This is a genomic window from Rhizobacter sp. P2_G4 (assembly GCF_056403575.1).
Window position 1 is genome coordinate 182,668 of sequence record NZ_JBFUFG010000003.1, and the last position, 21,509, is coordinate 204,176.

Annotated in this window: 20 protein-coding genes; 17 read left to right on the forward strand and 3 right to left on the reverse strand. The window is 65.8% G+C overall.

Features of this window, described 5'->3' with window-relative positions; genetic code table 11:
- Nucleotides 1–152 precede the first annotated feature (152 nt).
- Nucleotides 153–845, reverse strand: a complete 693-nt coding sequence (locus AC1DYS_RS13760; RefSeq protein WP_477899973.1) for a TetR/AcrR family transcriptional regulator — start codon at nt 843–845, stop codon at nt 153–155.
- Between the two features lie 143 nt (nt 846–988).
- On the opposite strand from AC1DYS_RS13760, the gene AC1DYS_RS13765 reads away from it, so the two are divergent.
- From AC1DYS_RS13765 to AC1DYS_RS13825, 13 genes are all read left to right on the forward strand, one after another.
- Nucleotides 989–1,408, forward strand: a complete 420-nt coding sequence (locus AC1DYS_RS13765; RefSeq protein WP_477899975.1) for a DUF2147 domain-containing protein — start codon at nt 989–991, stop codon at nt 1,406–1,408.
- A 31-nt stretch (nt 1,409–1,439) separates the two neighbouring features.
- Nucleotides 1,440–2,318, forward strand: a complete 879-nt coding sequence (locus AC1DYS_RS13770) for a TorF family putative porin (protein ID WP_477899977.1) — start codon at nt 1,440–1,442, stop codon at nt 2,316–2,318.
- An 11-nt stretch (nt 2,319–2,329) separates the two neighbouring features.
- The gene (locus tag AC1DYS_RS13775) at nt 2,330–3,955 is read left to right on the forward strand and encodes a xylulokinase (protein WP_477899979.1); all 1,626 of its coding nucleotides are present in this window, start codon (nt 2,330–2,332) and stop codon (nt 3,953–3,955) included.
- Complete coding sequence (locus tag AC1DYS_RS13780) at nt 3,952–4,599, forward strand: class II aldolase/adducin family protein (protein WP_477899981.1); 648 nt, start codon at nt 3,952–3,954, stop codon at nt 4,597–4,599. The genes AC1DYS_RS13775 and AC1DYS_RS13780 overlap by 4 nt, the downstream gene beginning before the upstream one ends.
- Nucleotides 4,600–4,624: 25 nt before the next feature.
- Complete coding sequence (locus tag AC1DYS_RS13785) at nt 4,625–6,106, forward strand: aspartate aminotransferase family protein (protein WP_477899983.1); 1,482 nt, start codon at nt 4,625–4,627, stop codon at nt 6,104–6,106.
- 4 nt (nt 6,107–6,110) lie between these two features.
- The gene (locus AC1DYS_RS13790; RefSeq protein WP_477899985.1) at nt 6,111–6,743 is read left to right on the forward strand and encodes a hypothetical protein; all 633 of its coding nucleotides are present in this window, start codon (nt 6,111–6,113) and stop codon (nt 6,741–6,743) included.
- Nucleotides 6,744–6,774: 31 nt separating this feature from the next.
- Nucleotides 6,775–7,941, forward strand: coding sequence for an MFS transporter (locus tag AC1DYS_RS13795; RefSeq protein WP_477899987.1), 1,167 nt, complete (start codon nt 6,775–6,777; stop codon nt 7,939–7,941).
- Nucleotides 7,942–8,065: 124 nt separating this feature from the next.
- Nucleotides 8,066–9,796, forward strand: a complete 1,731-nt coding sequence (locus AC1DYS_RS13800; protein WP_477899989.1) for an ABC transporter permease — start codon at nt 8,066–8,068, stop codon at nt 9,794–9,796.
- 10 nt (nt 9,797–9,806) lie between these two features.
- A complete protein-coding gene (locus AC1DYS_RS13805) occupies nt 9,807–11,129 on the forward strand; it encodes an ABC transporter ATP-binding protein (RefSeq protein ID WP_477899991.1) in 1,323 nt (440 codons plus the stop codon).
- Between the two features lie 223 nt (nt 11,130–11,352).
- On the forward strand, nt 11,353–11,727 hold the full coding sequence (locus tag AC1DYS_RS13810) for a VOC family protein (RefSeq protein ID WP_477899993.1): 375 nt from the start codon (nt 11,353–11,355) through the stop codon (nt 11,725–11,727).
- Nucleotides 11,728–11,827: 100 nt separating this feature from the next.
- Nucleotides 11,828–12,448, forward strand: a complete 621-nt coding sequence (locus tag AC1DYS_RS13815) for a hypothetical protein (RefSeq protein ID WP_477899995.1) — start codon at nt 11,828–11,830, stop codon at nt 12,446–12,448.
- A gap of 45 nt (nt 12,449–12,493) precedes the next feature.
- Entirely contained in the window at nt 12,494–12,925 is a 432-nt protein-coding gene (locus AC1DYS_RS13820; protein ID WP_477899997.1) for a hypothetical protein, read from the forward strand.
- A gap of 128 nt (nt 12,926–13,053) precedes the next feature.
- Nucleotides 13,054–13,494, forward strand: coding sequence for a DUF3592 domain-containing protein (locus AC1DYS_RS13825; RefSeq protein WP_477900826.1), 441 nt, complete (start codon nt 13,054–13,056; stop codon nt 13,492–13,494).
- A gap of 66 nt (nt 13,495–13,560) precedes the next feature.
- Here AC1DYS_RS13825 and AC1DYS_RS13830 read toward each other — a convergent pair whose 3' ends face one another.
- The gene (locus AC1DYS_RS13830; RefSeq protein WP_477899999.1) at nt 13,561–14,466 is read right to left on the reverse strand and encodes a LysR family transcriptional regulator; all 906 of its coding nucleotides are present in this window, start codon (nt 14,464–14,466) and stop codon (nt 13,561–13,563) included.
- Nucleotides 14,467–14,572: 106 nt separating this feature from the next.
- Here AC1DYS_RS13830 and AC1DYS_RS13835 point away from each other — a divergent pair, with 106 nt between their 5' ends.
- Nucleotides 14,573–15,346, forward strand: coding sequence for an SDR family NAD(P)-dependent oxidoreductase (locus AC1DYS_RS13835; RefSeq protein WP_477900001.1), 774 nt, complete (start codon nt 14,573–14,575; stop codon nt 15,344–15,346).
- A gap of 20 nt (nt 15,347–15,366) precedes the next feature.
- Here AC1DYS_RS13835 and AC1DYS_RS13840 read toward each other — a convergent pair whose 3' ends face one another.
- The gene (locus AC1DYS_RS13840; RefSeq protein WP_477900003.1) at nt 15,367–17,193 is read right to left on the reverse strand and encodes a sigma 54-interacting transcriptional regulator; all 1,827 of its coding nucleotides are present in this window, start codon (nt 17,191–17,193) and stop codon (nt 15,367–15,369) included.
- A 262-nt stretch (nt 17,194–17,455) separates the two neighbouring features.
- Here AC1DYS_RS13840 and AC1DYS_RS13845 point away from each other — a divergent pair, with 262 nt between their 5' ends.
- From AC1DYS_RS13845 to AC1DYS_RS13855, 3 genes are all read left to right on the forward strand, one after another.
- Complete coding sequence (locus AC1DYS_RS13845) at nt 17,456–18,934, forward strand: benzaldehyde dehydrogenase (protein ID WP_477900005.1); 1,479 nt, start codon at nt 17,456–17,458, stop codon at nt 18,932–18,934.
- 13 nt (nt 18,935–18,947) lie between these two features.
- Nucleotides 18,948–19,715: a coniferyl-alcohol dehydrogenase gene (locus tag AC1DYS_RS13850; protein ID WP_477900007.1), complete on the forward strand. Its 768-nt coding sequence runs from the start codon at nt 18,948–18,950 to the stop codon at nt 19,713–19,715.
- Between the two features lie 74 nt (nt 19,716–19,789).
- A complete protein-coding gene (locus AC1DYS_RS13855) occupies nt 19,790–21,505 on the forward strand; it encodes a DUF1302 domain-containing protein (RefSeq protein ID WP_477900009.1) in 1,716 nt (571 codons plus the stop codon).
- Nucleotides 21,506–21,509 lie beyond the last annotated feature (4 nt).

The following is a 21,509-nucleotide window of genomic DNA, read 5'->3' on the forward strand; positions in this document are numbered from 1 at the left end:
GCCACGCCCGTGGCACACCGCGTGGCTGCACGCCGGTGACGTGATTCAGCGCTCACGATGTGTTTCAGTTCCGCAGGCCAGCTCGCTGCGGCGCAATGCAGCCACTCCATCGGCATTCCCGATGCGTGTGGGGAGCGGGTCGCCGCAGGCGATCAGCGGCGGGGTTTGGGCGTGCTCGCTGCGCGCTTGCTCGGCGTGGCAGCCTCCGGCCTGATGCGTGTGAGGTGGCTGGTCAACATGCCCGCCACGGTTCGCGCCACGGCCTTCACGTCGAGCGGCTCGTCGAAGATCATCTCGACCGTCGCGTAGATCAGCTCCACCACGATGCGGCTCACGAGCTTCAGCTCGGCAGCGTTCGCCTCCGGCAGGGCCTTGGCCAGCAGCATGGCCTGCTCGTGCGTGACGGCCGCGTGCGAGGCCAGCCGCACCTGCTGCAGCGCGGGCACCGCACGCAGCGCACGCATGATCCACACGCCACCCACGGTGTCCACCGTGACCTTGTAGGTGTCGATGATCAACCCCTCGACCGCGCGCTCCACGCTCTCGACCCCGCCGCTGAAGACATCGAGCGTGATCCAGTGGTCCACACGTTCGTTCTGCCGCTGCATCAGGCGCTTGCCGAGCTCCGACAGCAACGCGTATTTGTTCGGGAAGTAGCGGTACAGCGCCGGTGGCGAGAGCCCCGCGCGTTCGCAGACCAAGTTGGTCGACAAGCGCTCGATACCGACGTCGGCCAGCGTCTGCGCCGTCACTTCGAGGATGCGCTCGAAAGTCTCGGTCGCGCGCTGCTGCGCGGGCTGCTTCTTGGTCGCCAGGGAAGGCTGGTGCTTGCGGGTCGAGGGCATCGGGGAAAGGGAGAGCGGCATTCGGGATTGTCCGGGGAAACTCGGCGTCGCAAGACGGTAGTCATGACTATATACTAGCCATGACTACTGAATCGATGACCCTTGTCACCGTCCTTGTCGCAACACAGAAAAGGCGCCGCACCATGAAGATTCAAACCGGCCTGATGTTGACTGCAGCCCTGTCTTGCGCCCCGGCCTTTGCCGCCGGGCCCGATGACGCCAAGGGCTTGTGGATGACCGCGCAGAGCGACGCGGTGATCGAGTTCAAGCCCTGCGGCGATGCACCGGGCGCGCTGTGCGGGCGCATCGTCTGGGACAAGGACGCCGGCACGCCGGCCGACACCTGCGGCGTGCAGATCGCCCGGCTCGAACGCTATGACAACGACGCGTGGCGCGACGGCTGGGCCTACGACCCGCGCGACAAGAAGAAATACAAGTCCGTCATCCGCGTGAAGTCGGGTGACCTGTACATCCGCGCCTTCGTTGGCGTGGAGGTGCTCGGCCAGACCGAACAACTCAAGCGTGTGGCTGCCGTTCCGGCGGCACCGGCCTGCAAACCCTGATCCCGTCCAACCACCCTTCACGGAGAGACTCATGCCTTTGCTACGCCCCATCTCGCTTGCCGTCTTCACGCTGCTGGCCGGCATCGCCGCACCGGCGCTCGCCGCCGAGACCGCGAGCTTCGCCATCGACACCGAAATCAAGGTCACGTCGGACCAGCGAACACGCGGCATCTCCGATTCGCTGAACAAGCCGGGCGTGAAGCTCAGCGTGCAGGCAGCGCACGAGACCGGCCTCATCGCGCTGGCCGAATTCGCGTCGGTGAGCAAGAAGCAGTTTCTCGATGGCGACGGGCTGGGCGTCTTGCTGGCGGGCGGCTACCGCTTCGGCGACCCGGAGGGCTGGCACTTCGGCGCGGGCATCGCGACCGAGTTGTTCCCGGGCGCCAAATTCGAAGCGCCGCACGGCTTCGACTTCAACACCTTCACGCCGACGGACTTCAAGACCACCAAGTACGACAGCACCTTCGCCGTGGCCGAGATCAGCTACGGCGCGCTCGAAGGCCGCATCCTCAACGTCATCTCCAAGACCTACCGCGGCGCAGACACTGGCGGCGTCTGCGGAACCATGCTGTTGCTGATGGCCGACCCGACGCAGGGGCTGGAGTGCTACTCACGCGGTGACCATGGCTCGCGCGGCAGCTGGCTCTTCGACCTCGACTACAAGTTCAACCTCACGCCGACGACCACACTGAACCTGCACGGCGGCTACCAGAAGATCGCGAACTTCCGCGAGGCGAACTTCTCCGACTTCCGCGTCGGCGTCACTCACAAGCGCTGGGGCTTCGACTGGAACGCCGACTGGGTGACCACGAACACGCGCGTCAAGGAGCTGTACATCGCACAGGACGGCGACAAGCAGCGCGCCACCGACGGCAACAAGTTCTTCGTATCGGTCTCGCGCCACTTCTGACCACTTCCGACATGACCGGTTCCTCTGCGAGCGCCACGCCTGCACGCGCGGCCGACGCGCGCCTGGTGCTCGCCGTCGACCTCGGCACCTCGGGCTGCAAGTGCGCCCTGGTGTCGCTCGACGGCACCGTGCACGCGTGGGCGTTCCGTGCGGTCAAGCTGCACGTGCAGGGCGCCATGGCCGAGCAGGACCCGCACGACTGGTGGACGGCCTTTCTCGCGAGCGCCAGCGAGATCCTGGCTGAAGACAGCGGGCTGCGCCAGCGCGTGGTCGCCGTGTGCTGCTCCACCCAAACCGAGGGCACGGTCTGCGTCGACGAGGGCGGCGAACCCATCGGCCGCGCGATGACCTGGCTCGACTCGCGCGGCGCAACCGCCATGGCGCGCCGCGTGCGTGGCCGCCTCTTCAACATCGAAGGCTACGGCCCGCTGAAGCTGTGGCGCTGGTTGCGCCTGACCGGTGGCGCACCTTCGCTGTCGGGGCGGGACTCGGCCGGGCACATGGCCTACATCCGCGACCAGGAACCCGAGCGCTACGAGCGCACCCACAAGTTCCTGAACGTGCTCGACTACCTGAACCTGCGCCTCGCCGGCCGCTTCTGCGCGACGCAGGATTCGATGCTCACCGCCTGGGTCACCAACAACCGCGACCTGCGGCAACTTCGCTACGACGCGGGCCTCATCCGCAGGCTCGGCATCGACGCAGCCAAGCTGCCGGAAATCGTGCGTTCCACCGAGACGCTCGGCCTTTTGCTGCCCGAGGTGGTGCAAGCCCTGGGGCTGAGTCCGAAGACGGTCGTCATCGCGGGCGCGGTCGACAACTCGGCCGTGGCGGTGGGCGCGGCCGTCGCCGATTTCGAGACGCATCTGTACCTCGGCACCTCGTCATGGCTCGGCGCGCACGTGCCGTTCATGAAGACCGACGTGCGCCACAAGATCGCCGCCGTGCCCTGTGCGGTGGACGAGCGCTACCTCGCGATGGCGCTGCAGTCGACGGCAGGCGCCAACCTCTCGTTCCTGCGTGACCGCATCCTCTACCACCCCGACGAGTTAGCCAGCGACGAAGAGCACCCCGCCGTCTACGAGATGCTGAACAAGATCGCAGCGCGCGTGCCGCCGGGTGCGCGCGGTCTCATCTACACGCCGTGGCTGCTCGGCGAGCGCACGCCGGTCGACGACCCGCGCCTGCGCGCCGGGCTGCTCAACATGTCGCTCGAGCATTCGCGCGAGGACATCTTCCGCGCCTTCCTCGAAGGCGTGGCGCTGAACACACGCTGGATGCTCGAACCCTTCGCACGTTTTCTGCGGCGCGACGTGGGCACCATCACCGCAGTCGGCGGCGGTGCGCAGTCGGATGTGTGGTGCCAGATCATGGCCGACATCACCGGCCAGCCGATCCGCCAGCTCGAGAACCCGATCCAGACCAACGCCGTCGGCGCGACTTTCATTGCGGCAGTGGGTGTCGGTGCGCTGAAGTTCAGCGACCTCGCCCAGCTGCGGCGTACACGCCAAACCTACGAGCCGTCGCGTGCTCTGCGCCGCCTGTACAGCGACAAGTTCGAGACCTTCAAGGAAGTGCGCACGCGGCTGGCGCCGCTGTACCACCGGATCAATGCGCCGCAGGGGGCTGCCGTATGAGCATGAACACCTTGGCCATCCGCCAGACCGTGGTCGACCTGTGCATCGAGCTGTCGACCCGTGGCCACTTCTCCGGCACCGGCGGCAACATCGCGCTGCGCGTGGATGCCACGCACATCGCCGTCACGCCCTCGGCGACCGACTACCTCACGATGACGGCGACCGACGTCTGCGTGCTGCGACTCTCCGACCTGGCACAGGTCGAAGGCGAGCGCGTGCCGTCGGTCGAAAGCGGCTTGCATGCGCGCGTGCTGCGCGCCCGGTCGGACGTGCAGGCGAGCATCCATACCCACCAGCCGGTCGCCAGCGCCTGCGCTTTGCTGGGTCGGGCGCTCGATGTTCCGGCCGGCCCGCTGCAGCAGTCGCTTGGCGTCCGCGTGCCGATGGTCGGCTACGCGCCTTCGGGCTCCAGCTGGCTCTCGTCCAAGCTGGCGCGCAAGTTGCGCAGCGACACCAACGCCTACCTGATGCTGAACCACGGGGCGCTGTGCTGCGGCACCAGCACCTCGGCCGCGTTGCAGGCAGTCGAGGACCTCGAAACCCTGGCACGCGCGCACCTGATGTGGTTGATCGCGGCTCGCGCCGAGAGAGAGCCTTTCATGCAAGCGGCCTTGCGACGCGTCACCGACGCGCTGGCCAGCTGATTCAAGCTTTGAACACACGCACCCCATGAGCAACCTCGCCCCCATCCACACCGCCGCGACGGCCCCGCAACCTGCCATCTCGGCCTGGCCCGACGTCGACAGCCTCTACCGCCGCTTCGACACATTGGTGAAGCAGCCGATGCGCCCGATCAAGCCCGAGAACATGGCGCGCGTGATGCGCTACTTCGACGAGCGCTGCAAAGGCTCCAAACAACTGGCCGAGCGCGCCAAGCAGGTGATTCCCGGCGGCGTGCAGCACAACCTCGCGTTCAACCACCCGTTCTCGCTGGCCATTGCCAAGGCCGAGGGCGCGTACCTGACCGACGTCGACGGCAACCGCTACACCGACTTCCTGCAAGCCGGTGGCCCGACGCTGCTCGGCTCCAGCCACCCGGCCGTGCGCCGCGCGGTCAACGAGGTGCTCGATGAATGCGGCCCCGTCACCGGGCTGCTGCACGAGTACGAGGTGAAGCTGGCGGAGCTGGTGTGCCAGTCCATGCCCTCGGTCGAGATGGTGCGGCTGCTCGGCTCGGGCAGCGAGGCGGTGATGGGCGCGGTGCGCCTGGCGCGGGCCTACACGAAGAAGCGCTGGATCATCAAGGTGGGTGGCGCGTACCACGGCTGGAGCGACCAGCTCGTCTACGGCATGCGCCTGCCCGGCACCGGCCGCATGGAGGCAGTGGGCATTCCGCGCGGGGCTACCGGCAACACGCAGGAGTGCAACCCGAACGACCTCGACGCATTGCGCCGCAAGCTGCAACTGAACCGCCTGCGCGGCGGCACGGCGGCGGTGCTGCTGGAGCCGCTCGGGCCCGAGAGCGGCACGCGGCCCGTGCATCCCGACTACAACCGGCAGGTGAGGGCGCTGTGCGACGAGTTCGGCGCGTTGATGATCTTCGACGAGGTGGTCACCGGGTTCCGCGTCGGCATGGGCGGCGCACAGGGTTACTTCGACGTGAAGCCCGATCTCACCGTGCTCGGCAAGTGCCTGACCGGCGGCTACCCGATGGCCGGTGCCATCGGCGGCCGCAGGGACGTGATGATGCTGCTCGTCGGCGGTATCGGCACCACCGCGCGGCGCGCCTTCGTCGGCGGCACGCTGTCGGCCAACCCGCTGTCGTGCGTGGCCGGCTACCACGCGCTGCTGGAAGCGCAGCGCACGGATGCGGCTGGCGTGGCAGGGCGCGCGGGAGACCGCTTGCGCAAGGGCCTCGAATCGATCATCGACCGGCTCGGCTTGCCCTACGTCACCTACAACATGGGCTCGATCGTGCACCTGCAGACCTCGGGCGTGCTGCTGCTCGACACGAGCAACATCTTCAAGCTGATCCGCGTGAAGAACGAAGCCAAGCAGCGCAAGCACATGATGGAGGAGATGGGTGCCGCCTACACCGCGCACGGCCTCATCACGCTGGCCGGCAGCCGCATCTACACGAGCCTGGCAGACACCGACGAGGTGATCGATGATGCGCTCAACCGATTCGAAGAAGTCTTCAAGCTGGTGTGACCCGATGACGACGGAAGAGACTCTGCGCGAGCAATGGCTGCAATTGCGCGAACGCCTGCAGGCCAAGCAGTTGCGGTCGGCCGATGGCGCGAGCCTGTCGCTGCGCATTCCGGGCAGCGAGGCGATGTGGTTCGGCCTCGCAACCGATGAGGTACCGCAACAGGTGCTGTTCGGCACGGCATCGGGCGACGGTGGGATCCATGCCACGGCCTACGCCGTACGCAGCGACGTGGGGGCCATCGCCGTCGGCGGCGCCGAGTTCGGCCGCTGCCTCGCGGAGTTCGGCGGCACGATGCCGCAGGCCTTCGACGAGCAGGCACGGCACCTCGGTGCCATGGGCCACGCCGCCGCGGAATTGCGCCAGCTGGCACCGTCATTGCATGAAGGCGGCAACGTGCTGCTGGTGCAAGGCCGCCCGGTGTGCCTGGGCATGACCGCGATGCGCCTGGCGCTGAATGCCGAGCTGTTCGAGAAATGCGCCAAGGCCTACGTGCTGGCCGTGGCCACCGGCGGCCGCGTGCGTGCCTTGCCGTGGATCGTGCGCCGCGTGGCCAACGGCAGGCTGCACAAGGACGAGCAGCGCGCCACCCAGCGCTTCGCACAAGGCCTGCTGCCCGAAGAAACCAAGGGCTACTGAACACCGACCCGCCTGCACAGGAGAGCATCACATGCCGACGAACCACGCTCCGGATACATCGCCTCGCCAGGTCGCCGCCGCGCTGGCCATCGGCAGCATCGCCGTGCTGATGGTCGGCGTGCAGCCCATCCTGCTCGGGGAGCTCGTCGAAGCGAAGCAGGTCGGCCTCGAAGGCGTGGGCATCGTCGCGATGGCCGAGATCGTGACCATCGGCCTCGGCGTGGTGCTCGGCGACACGCTGCTGCCCTTGTCGAAGCTGCGGCTGATCACCATCGCCGCGGCGCTGCTCGCAGCCTGCCTCGACATGCTCACGCTGACGGCCACTGGTGACGGCGCGATGACCGCCGTGCGCGCGGCCGCCGGCCTTGCCGAAGGGGTGCTGGTTTGGGGCACGACCGGCGTCGTCGTGCGCACCGCCAACCCGGCCCGTGTCGCCGGCATCTTCTTCGTCGTGCAGACGCTTGGGCAGGCGGCGTTCGGCGCGGTGCTCGCCAATGAGGTCATCCCGCAGTCGGGCTGGAAGGGCGGCTTTGCCGCGCTGAGCGCGCTCACGCTGCTGCCGTGCCTGCTGGCCTTCATGCAGCCGGGCAAGCTGACGCCCTTGGCGCCGCCAGCGGTGTCGGGCTTCCGCTGGTCGGCGGCCACGCTGCTGCCACTGGCAGTTGTGTTCCTGCAGCTGGCCACGCTCGGCTCGTTCTGGGCTTACCTCGAACCGCTGGGCAAGGCAGCCGGCTTCGATGCCCGTGCCGCGCAAACGCTAATCGCCGGCGTGCTGGCCATGCAGGTGGTGGGTGGCAGCGTGGCTTCGTTCGCGGTGCGGCGCCTCGCGGTCGTGCCCACGTTGGTGGCGTGCTCGGTGGCGCTCGCGGCTGTCACGACAACCGTGTACCAGCTGCCCTCTGGCAGCACGCTGAACTTCGCGCTCGGCTGTGCGCTGTTCGGCTTCGTGTGGCTGTTCATGCTGCCGTTCCACATCGGCCTCGCCTTCCGGGCCGACCCCAGCGGCCGCCTGGCCGGGTTGGTGCCGGCGGCTCAATTGCTGGGCAGCGCGTTCGGGCCGTTGACGGCCTCGTTCATCGTCGAGGGCGAGAACGCGGGCTCGGTGCCGCTGCTCAGCGCCGGCTTCGCGGTGGCCGCGGCGTTGTTGCTGCTGGCGACTCGCCGCCAGATGGGCGCTGCCCGTGCCATGACAAGCTGATCTGCGCAGGCATGCCACGCCTTCCGGCGCGGGGCTCATTCACGGGCTGAACAGGGACTGACATCGCAGGCCCTCATCCCACGGGTGTCCGTGGGATCATCGCGCCTCGCGCTCGGGCTCCTGCATGCAGAACAACAACGAATTCTTCCCTCGGCAAACGGTCGAGGCCGGTGTCAACCGGTGGGACTGGGCTTTGCTGCCCCTGGTGCTGGCTGCGCTCGTGCTGCTCGGGTTCGCTGCCTCGCAGATGGCCCGGCCCTTCCAGGTGGGCGATGCGCTGCCGCTGACGCTGGACCCCTGGCACCTGCCGTACTACCTGTTGCGCACGACGCTGCGCATGTTCATGGCGCTCGCCGCGTCGCTCGTCTTCAGCTGCGTGTTCGCGGTGCTGGCCGCCAAGTACCGTGCGGCCGAGCGCGTGCTGGTGCCGATGCTAGACATCCTCCAATCGATCCCCATCCTCGGCTTTCTGTCGATCACCGTCACCGGCTTCATCGCGCTATTCCCTGGCAACCTGATCGGCGTGGAGTGCGCGGCCATCTTCGCGATCTTCACCTCGCAGGCTTGGAACATGGCCTTCAGCCTCTACCAGTCGCTGCGCACGGTGCCGGCCGAGCTGCAGGAGGCAGCTCGCGTGTTCCAGCTCTCCGGCTGGCAGCGCTTCTGGCGCCTCGAGCTGCCGTTCGCCATGCCCGGGCTGCTGTGGAACATGATGATGTCGATGTCGGGCGGCTGGTTCTTCGTGGTCGCCTCCGAGGCCATCTCGGTGTCGAACCAGAGCATCAAGCTGCCGGGCGTGGGCTCGTACATCGCTGTCGCCATCGAGGCCAAGGACATGGGTGCCATCGGCTGGGCCATCGGCTGCATGCTGGTGGGCATCCTGCTGTACGACCAACTTCTGTTCCGGCCGCTGGTGGCCTGGGCCGACAAGTTCCGGTTCGAGGAAAGCGGCTCCGAGGCGGCGCCGCAATCGTGGCTGCTGTCATGGCTTCGCCGCACGCAGCGGGTGCAGAGCATGGGCCAGTGGGCGGTAGGGCAGCTCGAGCGCAGCCTGATCGTCTTTCGCCGCTCTTTCGATGGCACGTCGATCCGTGCGCGCCCGCGCGCGACGCCGCAATCGTTGCAGCGCGTCTGGGATGCAGTGCTGGCCGCTGCGGTGCTCTTCGCCATCTGGCGGCTGGTGAGCTTCGTGCACGCCGAGGTCGGTTGGCACGAGGCAGGGCACGTCTTCGTTCTCGGGCTCTACACGCTGGCCCGCGTGCTGGCGCTGATCGCACTGGCTGCGATCGTGTGGGTTCCCATCGGCGTGTGGATCGGCATGAACCCGCGCTGGGCCGGGCGGCTGCAAGCGGTGGCGCAGTTCGCGGCAGCATTCCCTGCGAACCTGCTGTTCCCGATCGTCGTGATCCTCATCGTGCACTGGCGCCTGAACCCAGACATCTGGCTGTCGCCGCTGATGGTGTTCGGCACACAGTGGTACATCCTCTTCAACGTGATCGCCGGTGCGTCGAGCGTGCCCACCGAGCTGCGCTATGCCGCGCAGAACCTGGGCCTCAGCGGCTGGCTGAAGTGGAAGCGCTACTTGCTGCCGGCCGTGTTCCCGAGTTTCGTGACGGGTGCCATCACTGCAAGCGGCGGCTCCTGGAACGCGAGCATCGTCGCCGAGTACGTGACCTGGGGCGACACGACCTTGCAGGCGCAGGGGCTCGGCAGCTACATCGCCCACATGACCGCCATCGGCGACTTCCCGCGCATCGCGCTGGGCATCGGCGTGATGTGCGTGTTCGTGATGGGACTCAACCACTTCGTCTGGCGCCGGCTGTACCGCCTGGCCGAAGACCGCATGCATTCCTGAAGGATCGATCGTGGGAACCGCCATCATCGAATTGCAAGAAGTCGGCAAGACCTTTCGGTCGGCCGACGGCCACGTCCGCCCGGTGCTCGACGCCGTCGACTTCACATTGCGCGAGGGCGAGATCGTCGCGCTGCTCGGGCAGTCGGGCTCGGGCAAGAGCACGCTGCTGCGCATCATGGCCGGGCTCATCAGTGCCGACAAAGGCCGGGTGCAGTACCGCGGCCAACCGCTGCACGGCCCGGCGCGGGCGATCAGCATGGTATTCCAGTCTTTCGCGCTCTTTCCGTGGCTCACGGTGCAGCAGAACGTCGAGCTGGGTCTCGAGGCGCGCGGCATGCCGGCGGTCGAGCGTGCTGCGAAAGCCGAATCGGCGATCGAGCTGATCGGCCTGGCCGGCTTCGAAGGCGCGCTGCCGCGCGAGCTGTCGGGCGGCATGCGGCAACGTGTGGGCATCGCGCGCGCGCTCGTCACCGAGCCCGAGGTGCTGTTGATGGACGAGGCCTTCTCGGCACTGGATGTGCTGACTGGCGAGCGTCTGCGCGAAGACATTCTCGACATGTGGGGCAGCGGCACGATGCCGACCAAGGCCATGCTCGTCGTGTCACACAACATCGAAGAAGCCGTGTTGATGGCCGACCGCGTGCTCGTCTTCGCCAGCGACCCGGGGCGCATCCGCTGCCAGCTGTCGGTGCAGCTGCCCAGGCCGCGCGATCCGGACAGCCCGGGCGTTCGCGCACTAATCGACGAGGTCTACGCCTTGATGACCGCAGGTGCCAGCCGGCGCGCCGGACCGCTGGCCGAGGAGCCGGTGCGGCCCTTGCTCGGCGAGCGCCTGCCCGAGGCCGACGTGGCCCGCATGGATGGTCTGCTGGAGCTGCTCACCAACGACCCGTTCAACGGCCGCGCCGACCTGCCGCAACTTGCAGAAGAAACCGAGCTCACCGACGCCGAGTTGCTGCCCGTGGCGCATGCCCTCGCGCTGCTGGGCCTGGCCCAGCTCGACAGCGGCGACCTGCAGCTCACGCCGCTCGGTCAGCGCTATGCAGACGGCGCGCGCAACCTGCGCCAGGAGATCTTCGGCCAGCAGCTGCTGGCGCACGTGCCCCTGGCCGCGCACATCCGCCACAGCCTCGAGCAGGAACCGACGGGTCAGCTGGCCGACAAGCCCTTCCTGCGCCTCTTGAACGAGCACCTCGAAAGCTCCGTCGCCGAGCGAGTGCTGGGCACCGTGATCGCCTGGGGCCGGCATGGCGAGGTCTTTGAATACGACTACACGACCGGTGTCATTCGCTTGCCAACCGGTGAAGATGATGGCGGTGATGCGACGGGGTGATGCTGTGCGCCATCGAACCTGTACGTGGGGTGATGCGCCCAGCGCCTGCGCCGCTTTGAGCTGATAGTGCGCCGCACGCATGGCTGATGCGGGTGAACTGAGCGGCCAACGTGATGGGACCAGCCCCCGGCAAGCCGGGTTACGCTTCTTTTATCAACGTCACGCGAACCGAAGAACTATTTTCGTCCCGCGTACTTTTGGTGCCCATGCGATGGAAACGCTAATGAACGCAGAACTCGGTACTGTCATCATCTACGCGAGAGACGTGAAGAAGACCGCTCTGTTCTACAGCAAGCACTTCGGGTTCAAAACTACAGGTGAGGTTGTGGATGGCTTGATCGAGTTGCTCGCTCCAGATGGCGGCGCTGGAATACTCATTCATCAGGCAGCAAAGTCGGTGAAGCTGGGCCAGGTCGGTGTGAAGCTGTCATTTCACGTTCAAGACGTGGAGACGTTCACCACTGAAGCACAAAGGAATGGGCTCAAGTTTGGCGTCGTTCATGAGGCCAACGGCTATCACTTCGCCAATGCAAAAGACCCAGACAAGAATTCCGTGAGCATTTCAAATCGGGCCTATCGGTTGAAACGCGGTCAGTGAGGCCTTCAATCAGTCGGGCAAGACGGTCATGCCGGCAATCTCAAAACGTAGATCTCACCATTCAGAACAAGGTCCACATATGCGTCCATCGAACTACTTCTTGGCTCTGCAAACGCTGGCTCTAGCAGGTTGCGCCACGACCAGCGTTCCCGCGAGCTACACGCCATCAGGAACTTCGGGGAAGGGCGTGGTTGTCACGTCTATTACCTATAGCGGAAGGTACGCGGGCTATAGCGTGATGTATGCAAGCAGCGACGGAAGGACAACTGGCAAGTTCATGGTTGGCAAAGGCATGGTTTTGATTCCGTACTTTCCCGACATGGATTTCGAGGAGAAGGAAATGAAAGGGGACGTAGTTGTCGCAGAGCTGCCGGCTGGGCAATACGAGATAAACGGCTGGCGTGTTTCGAGTGGCTACGCGAACATTGGTCCAGCGAGTCCCGTACAAGTCCGCTTCACAGTCGAGCCTGGCAAGAAGGTATATCTCGGAAGCTTCCACTTTGAACAAACACGCAGCATGGGACTCACTGTTACTGGAGTTAAGGTCAGCTTCACAGACCATGAAGTGAGAGACATGAACGTTGTTGCCAGAAAGTTTCCTGGCGTGGCGACTAGTCCGAGCGGCGGCGCGGCTCCTCACGGAATCACGATAGATGCCTTGGGCGGTGGTGGGAGCACGACGATGTCTGCGCCGTTCATCTCGCCAACGCCGGCAAGGTGAGGACTAACCCTTTTACCCCTCATATCAAACGCTAGACCGCACACCATGCGCTTCCGCGTAATTGCAATCCAGGATTCGGGCATTCCGCAAGGTTTTTCTGATGCGCAAGTGTGGCTGGAAGGCTGGTTGAATGGAGCAATCGGGGACGGCGACTTCGGGTGCACTAAGGGCTGCATCATGATTGTTGTGTTTGCGACCTCGTGCTTGCCACTGGCACCCGCTGTGAGCCGACTCGTCAGCAACGACCAAAGTGGTCCAACGCTCGCCTTGCATGTCGCGCTTGATCCTGGATCTCTTACAGAAGAAGCGTCGAACTATCTCGCGATTCTTTGTGAGGCCATCGTGCGAGAACTGCCAGAGAGACCACTGCGTAAACCGAAGGGACTTGACTATGGAAGTCTCCGGCATGCGCTTGTCGCTTGCATCGATCCGTATGCCACCGTGCCCCGGTCTCGCCCCATCGTCCCAGCGAGCTGACTTCCGCCCCGGCTGAACTGGAACAATCAAGTTCCTACACAGTCTCGTTAGAGCGCATGGCACTTCAGTCCAACAGTCGAGCCGCAGCCGCCATCAGAGCGAGTCTGCTTTTGCTCGGCGCATCGCTCATGTTTGTAGTGGCGCATTCCTTGTCGTGGCGGTTCGTACACGACGTAGTGCTCGCGCGGCAGAGTGCGCTGTGGCCGAGTGTTGCTGGATATGTCGGCACATCTCAGGCCACGCTTGGACCGCGGTCGCGAGGTACCGTTCCAAGGGTCGAGTACGTCTACGTCGTTGCGAATCACGCCTACAGCGGCAATAGAGTTCTCTTTGGCAATGTCAATGGATCAAGAGGGTGGGCTGAGGGCGTCGTAGCGCAGTTTCCAGTGGGTCCGGTCCGGGTTTTCTATTCACCGCAAGAGCCGAACGAATCTGTTCTTCTTCCAGAAGCCATTGGCTCTACCACGTACCTTGGCTTGCTGACCGGCCTCATCTTCTGCATGTTTGGTTCCTACCTTGTTTTTAGGGGTGTGCGTGCTGGCAGAAAAGCGCGCTCTAACTCGCTCTAGCTCTTCAAGCCGATAGGCGAGTTGTGCGAGGTTGACGCCGTGTGATCACGCGACGCCCATGTGTTCTCAGACTCGCTCCAGCATGTGTGGCCGGGCAACTTGAATGGTCCAGTTGACCACTGCTTCCACGCGCGGAGCGATGTGCCTGCGGTGAGGAAGGAGCAAGGAAAGCTGCAGCGGCGGTGGGCTGAAATCCGGCAGGAGCTCGATCAGCTCGCCGCTGTCGATCAGGCGCCGGCATACGGGGCGAGACATCTGCGCGATCCCCAGGCCTTGAAGACAGGCTGCCTGAAGGCAGGGGCCACTGTTGAGGGCGAGCGCACTCCGCATCGGAACCGACCGGACCTTGCCGTCGTCGGTAAAACGCAAGACGGCATCTTCGTTGCGCAGGCTGATCGTGTAGTGAACGAGGCGATGGCGGGCCAGGTCGTCGAGCAAAAGCGGCACGCCGTACTGCCGCAGATACGCCGGGCTGGCCAGGGTGCACATCTCCATCATTCCGATCGTTCGTGCCACCAGATCCGAGTCGGGCAGCGGGCCGATCCGGATGAGGAAGTCAACGCCCTCCCGCACCATGTCGACCCGGCGGTCGTTGATGCTGATGCCGAGGTCAAGCTGCGGATGAGCAGCGAGCAGTTCATGCAACTTGGGCAACACCAGTTCCTGCGCGAACAGGGCAGGCATGTCGATGCGCACACTGCCGACCAAGTCGCCGGTGATGGGCCGGAACATCCCCTGCAACTGGTCCGATTCAGCCAGCAAGCGCTTGCAGCGTTCGAGGAAGATTTCGCCGTCGGGCGTGAGCCGAACACTGCGCGTGGTGCGTTGCAGGAGCCGGGCACCCACTTCTGCTTCCAGCAACTGAACGATCGTCGATACCCGGCCTTTCGCCATGCTCAGCTGTTCAGCCGACTTGGTGAAGCTGGCCAGTTCGGCCACGCGGCAAAAGATTCTCAGATCGTTCAGTTCCATCGGTCTCTGTTCTTTTGGAAGGAACAGTCAGTTCGTCTGGGGCGACTTTATCTGCGATTTGCGGAACTATAAAGTTCTCGCATCCCATCACCGTTGGAAGAACTTCATGAACACGACCACAAGACCGAACCGCATCGCCCTTGTCACGGGAGGTAGCCGGGGGATCGGACGCAGTAGCGCCCTGAACCTTGCCGCGCATGGCGTTGACATCATCGTCACGTACCTGAGCAGTGCGGAGGAAGCGGCCACCGTTGTCACGCAGATCGAGGCCATGGGTCGCCGTGCCGTCGCACTGCGCCTCGATGTCGGCGCTGCCAACACGTTTGCCGACTTCGCCCGAGATCTCCGGACCACGCTGCAAAACACCTGGCAGCGCAGCCGCTTCGACTACCTCGTCAACAACGCCGGCACCGGTGTGTACGCGACCGTTGCCGACACGTCGGAGCAAGAGTTCGACCTGATGATCAACATCCATCTGAAGGGAACATTCTTCTTGACCCAGAAGATGCTGCCCTTCATCGAGGACGGCGGACGCATCCTCAACACCTCATCCGGCCTGACTCGATTCACCTCCAGCGGCTACGCCGCCTATGCCGCAGCCAAGGGTGGCGTCGAAGTGTTGACGCGCTACATGGCCGCGGAACTGGGTTCGCGCAACATCAGCGTCAACACGATTGCACCAGGCGCGACCGAAACCGACTTTGGCGGCGGTGCGCTGCGCGATGACCCCGGTATGAACGCCCAACTGGCCAGCATGACCGCGCTGCGTCGCAACGGACGCCCAGATGACATTGGTGGTGTCGTTGCCGCACTGCTTTCTGAAGGCGCCAGTTGGGTCAATGGCCAACGCATCGAAGCGTCTGGCGGTCTGCTGCTCTGACGCGCCGCACGGGCTCGTGATCAGCCCGACTGCGCTGCCTTGAGCCGATAGGCAAGCTGCGCGCGCGTGAGCCCGAGCAGGCGCGCTGCGGCGGCGAGGTTGCCGCCGGCGCGCGCCACCGCTTCATCCATCAGGCGATGTTCCAGTGCGGGCAGCGAGACGGTGCCCGACTCGGCCAGGCGGTCGAGCAGGCTCCCCGACGCGGCCGCCGTGCCTGCATGGTCGCCGGCCGGTTGCGCTGACTGTCCGGCCGGTTCGTGTTGCGTCGACAGCGTGCCGGCGGCATCGACGGAGTACATAGCCGCGTCGCGCAGCTGCTCGCGCCGCAGCATGTGTGGCACGTCGATCACGCCGCCTTCTTCGGCGCTGATCACGCCGCGCTCGACCAGGTTCTGCAGCTCGCGAATGTTGCCGGGGAAGTCGTAGTTGAGCAGTGCCTTCACCGCACGCGCGGTGTAGCCGTGCACCGTGCGGCCGTGCAGGCGCACGTAGCGGTGCAGGAAATAGTTCATCAGCAGCGGGATGTCTTCGCGCCGCTCGCGCAGCGGCGGCAGGTGGATCGGGAACACTTCGAGCCGGAAGTACAGGTCTTCTCGGAAGCGACCGGCGCGCACCTCGGCCTGCAGGTCGACGTTGGTGGCGGCAACCACGCGTACGTCGAGCTTGATGGTGCGCACGCCGCCCACGCGCTCGATCTCGCCTTCTTGCAGTGCGCGCAGCAGCTTGCCCTGGCCGACCAGGCTCAGGGTGCCGACCTCGTCGAGGAACAACGTGCCACCGTCAGCACGCTCGAAGCGGCCAGGTCGCGAGGTGCTCGCGCCGGTGTACGCGCCACGCTCCACACCGAACAGCTCCGACTCGATCAGGTTCTCGGGAATGGCGGCGCAGTTCAGCGCGATGAAGGGCTTGTCCTTGCGCGGGCTGATGCGGTGGAGCATGGCCGCGAAGAGCTCCTTGCCGACACCCGATTCGCCGGTGAAGAGCACCGTCGCACGCGTCGGCGCCACACGAGAGAGCATGTGGCAGGCCGACTTGAACGCCGACGACACACCGACCATCTCGCGCTCGCCCGTCGCATCGACCAGCGCACTGCCACCCAGCACCGGCCGCGGTGTGGTGGCCTGCGGCACGCCGAACGATTTGGCGCTGAGAAAGTCTTGCGCATTCAGGTAGCGCAGGTCGTCGCTGACGTCGCCCCATTGCTCGGCGGTCTTGCCGATCACGCGGCACACCGCGCTGCCCATCGAGCGGCACTCGACTTCTCTAAAGATCACCGGCCGGCCCAGCATGCCGGTCACGTAGCCCATCGCGTAGCCGAGCTGCGACCAGCACGCCGGCTCGGTGCCGATGCCGTAGGCGTCGATGTGCTCGTCGTCTTCGCTCGAGTGGTGCCACAGAAATTCGCCGCTGTAGGTCCCGCGTTCGAGGTCGAACTCGAACTCGATCGGCTCGACCTTGACCACGCCTTCGAGCGCATGCAGCCGTGTGCCGGCCATGAAGGTGGAGCGCAGCTCGCCGTCGGGCCAGCGCTGGCGCACCAGCTGCGCATCGCGCGCGCCTGACTCGTAGCCGGCGCGCGTGAGCAGGCCGCGTGCGCGCTCCAGCCCCAGGCTGTCGATCAGCTCGCGGCGCAGGTTGCCCAGCGATGAGCTGTGCAGCAACACCATGCGCTGGTCGTTGAGCCAGATGCGGCCATCGCCCGGCGAGAAGAACAGGCACTCGGCGATGTCTTCGAGCCGCGGCGAGTCGGCACCGTCGAGCGGCGATGGTTCGCCGCGGCGCATCAACGCGCCGGTGGTTCGCGAGGCTTCGGCCAGCGAGATGCGCGACGAGGGGGCGGTGGTCATGTGTCGATTTGATCAAGTGGCGAACCGCAGTGTGGTCAGCCAGTGATCATTTGAGCAAGCCCCTCCCCAGGTAAACACCGACGAAAGCTGTGCGCACAGCGAGCGTTCGGTACCCCGGGAAAGTCCCGAGATTTGCCTCGGTGGCAACGGCTCGTCGAGCTGTGCATCCGGCCGCCGCGAACTCGTTGCGGCACATGCGTTGCGATAACAGCCCCACAGCAAAAACGCTGAATGTTTTCGACACAGCCTTGAAGGAGACGGCATGGGTGCCCCCGAGACAACGAATCTGCTCAACCCCGCAGCCTGGGACGGCCGCATCCATGTGAACGGCCAGTGGCTGCAGCCGCAAGGCGGGTCGCGCGACGTGATGGAGCCGGCGACCGGCGAGCGCCTCACGACCACCGGCGTGGCCGATGCCGCCGACGTGACGGCCGCAATCGGCGGTGCGGTTGCGGCGCAGACCGCGTGGGCAGCGATGCCGCCGCGCGACCGCGCGGCCGTGTTCCACCGCGCCGCAGCCATCCTGCAGCAGCACTTCGACGAGCTGGCGATGGCGGTGACGCGCGAGACCGGCTCCATCCTGCCGAAGGGCCAGCACGAGATCCGCGAAGCCATCACGCTGTGCCAGATTGCCGCCGGCCTGCCGCTCGCGGCGCAAGGTCAGGTGCTGCCCAGCGTGCCGGGGCGGCTGAGCTTCGCGCGTCGTGTGCCGCACGGCGTGGTCGGCGTGATCTCGCCGTTCAACTTTCCGCTGATCCTCGGCTTGCGTTCGGTGGCACCGGCCCTGGCGCTCGGCAACGCCGTCGTGCTCAAGCCTGACACGCGCACGCCGGTCTCGGGCGGCTTCTTGATGACACGTGTGTTCGAAGCCGCGGGCCTGCCGGCGGGTCTGCTGCAAGTGCTGCCAGGTGATGCGCCAGCGGGTGAAGCGCTGGTGACCGACGTGCGCGTCCCGATGATCGCGTTCACTGGTTCGCCCGGCGTGGGCCGTCGCATCGGCGAGCTCGCGGGCCGGCATCTGAAGAAGGTTTCGCTGGAGCTCGGCGGCGCCAACTCGCTGATCATCCTGGACGACGCCGACCTCGACCTCGCGGCCAGCAACGCCGCCTGGGGCGCGTGGCTGCACCAGGGCCAGATCTGCATGGCCGCCAACCGCATCCTCGTGCACGAGGCGATCTACGGCGCGATCAAGGAGCGGCTGATCGGCAAAGCCACGCACATGCCGGTGGGCAACGGTGCGAGCGGCCAGGTGGCGCTCGGCCCGATGATCGATGCGAAGCAGCTGAACCATGTGCACGCGATGGTGCAGGACAGCGTGGCCGCGGGTGCCAAGCTCGAAGCCGGCGGCACGCACGAGGGCCTCTTCTACAAGCCGACCGTGCTGTCGAACGTGAAGCCCGGCATGCGCGTGTTCGACGAGGAGACCTTCGGCCCGGTCGCCAACCTGATCGTCTTCCGAACCGACGACGAGGCCGTGGCGCTGGCCAACAACAGCCAGGGTGGCCTTGCCGCCGCGGTGATCGGCAAGTCGGTCGGCCGTGCGATGGCGATCGGCCAGCGGCTCAAGGCCGGCATGGTCCACATCAACGACCAGACCGTCAACGACGAGTGCACCAACCCGTTTGGCGGCCCTGGCATCGGTGGCAACGGCGGCAGTGTCGGCGGCCCGGCCGACATGGACGAGTACACGCAGTGGCAGTGGATCACCGTGAAAGACACGCCGCCGCAATTCCCCTTCTGACACGGAGACATGCATGACTCTCTTGAATAAAACCATCGTCGTGACCGGCGCCTGTTCAGGCATCGGGGCCGACTTCGCCAAGCTCGCCCGCCTGCAAGGCGCCCGCGTGATCGGCGTCGACCGCAACGAGCCGACGCTGACGCTGGACGGCTTCGTGAAGGCAGACCTCGGCGACGTCGCGGCCATCGATGCCGCAGTCGCCCAACTGCCCGAGCGCATCGACGCGCTGGCTAACATCGCTGGCGTGCCGGGCACTTCGCCGGTCGACCTGGTGGCGCGCGTGAACTACCTCGGCCTGCGCCACTTCACCAGCCGCGTGCTCGATCGCATGCCGGCGGGCGGCAGCATCGTCAACATTTCGTCCATCCTCGGCGCCGAGTGGCCGCTGCGACTCGAACTGCACCGCGAACTCGCGGCGACGACGAGCTTCGCCGAAGGCGCGCAGTGGCTGCGCGACCACCCTGTGCCGCAAGAGACCTGCTACCAGTACTTCAAGGAAGCGCTGATCGCGTGGACGCTCACGCAGTCGCAGAAGATATTCCTCGAGCGTTCGGTGCGCATGAACTGCGTGGCGCCCGGCCCGGTGTTCACGCCCATCCTCGGCGACTTCGTGCAGATGCTCGGCGAGCAGCGCGTGCAGGCCGACGCGCACCGCATGAAGCGGCCCGCGTTCAGCGACGAAGTGGCACCGGTGATCGCCTTCCTGTGCAGCGATGCCTCGCGCTGGGTCAGCGGCGTCAACCTGCCGGTCGACGGAGGGCTCGCGTCCACCTACATCTGACCCAACTGACCAACTGACCCGTTCGACGCGCCCGCCAGAGGCGCTCCACAACCCGCCTCAATGAGGAGACAACCATGCAACACCACCGTACCTGGGTGGCGGTGGCGGCCGCGCTCGCGCTGCTGCCGGCTGCCCACGCCGTCGAAATCGACACGCCCAACCCCGACCTGAAAGTCCGGCTCGACCTGACGCCGAAGTACAGCCTCGGCTACCGATTGAAGAACCCGTCGGCCGCGCTGACGCAGTTCGACGTCGCCGCCGACCCCGGCACGCTCAACGAAGACGATGGCGACCACAACTTCAAGCGTGGGCTGATCTCCAACCGGCTCGACCTGCTGGCCGAATTCGACGTGTCGGCCAAGAACTTCGGCGCCCGCATCAGCGGCAACGGCTGGCACGACAGCGTCTACCTGCACAGCAACGACTACCAGGGCACCGAGATCCACGCAGGCGGTGTGCCCACCGGCACGGTGATCTCCACCGCCAACAACAACCCGGGGCAGGCCCCCAACGAGTTTCTGCCGTCGACCCGCCGCCAGCACGGCGAGGGCAGCGAACTGCTCGATGCCTTCGTCTACCTGAAAGGCGACGTGGGCGACATGAAGGGCACGCTGCGCCTGGGCAAGCACACGCTGCAATGGGGCGAGAGCCTGTTCTTCGGCCAGAACGGCATCGCCAATGCGCAAGGTCCGGTCGACGTGGCGAAGATCGTCTCGGTGCCGGGTTGGCAGTTCAAGGAAGTGCTGTTGCCGGTCGAGCAGGTCTCGGGTTCGCTGCAGGTGGCCGAAGGCGTGTCGCTCGGTGCGTACTACCAGCTCAAGTGGCGGCCGAGCAAGATCCCCGGCGTCGGCAGCTACTTCTCGAACCAGGACTACGTGGGCACCGGCATCGTCAACTTCGGCGCGGGCGGCAACCTCGCCTACGACGAGTCCAAGGACCTGAAGCCCAAGGACTCAGGGCAGGGCGGCGTGCAGCTGCGCTGGAGCCCCACCGGCAGCGACTTCGAGTTCGGCTTCTACGCCGCGCAGTACCACGACAAGACGCCGGAGGTGCCGGTGTTCGACTTCGTCAACGGCAACGTGCACCTGGCCTATGCGAGCAACATCCGCACCTTCGGCGCGAGCGTGACGTCGTCCGTCGGCCAGCTGAACTGGGCAATCGAAGGCTCGATGCGCACCAACGCACCGCTGACCAGCGACCCGGCCGTGCTCGGCCTCGGGCCGATCCTCACCTGCGGCAACTCCGACGACGACCCGTGTTATGCCGTGGGCCGCACCGCGCACCTGCAACTCTCCGGCATCTACGTGCTGCAGCCGAATGGCCTGTGGCAGGGCGGGGCGCTGGTGGGCGAGCTGGCCTACAACCGCACGCTCAAGGTGACGAAGGACATCTTCGCGCCCTACGCCGGATCGGGCCTCGGTGGCGCCGATCCGAACACGACGAAGGGCGCGTTCGCCTACCGCATGATCTTCGAGCCGCAGTACTTCCAGGTGCTGCCGGGTCTCGACCTGTCGGTGCCGGTGGGCGTGGGCTACAACTTCGGCGGCCGCTCCTCGGCGATCTTCAACTTTGCCGGTGGCGCCTCGAACGCCGGCGACTACAGCATCGGCCTGAAGGGCAAGTACCAGAACGCCTGGAACGTCGCGCTGACCTACACCGACTATTTCGGCAAAGAGAAGACCTTCACCGAAACGACGGTCGCAGGCGCCGGCACGCCGCGCCAGCTCACCTTTGCCCAATCGCTCAAGGACCGTGCGTACATGGCCTTCAGCGTTTCGCGCACCTTCTGAACCG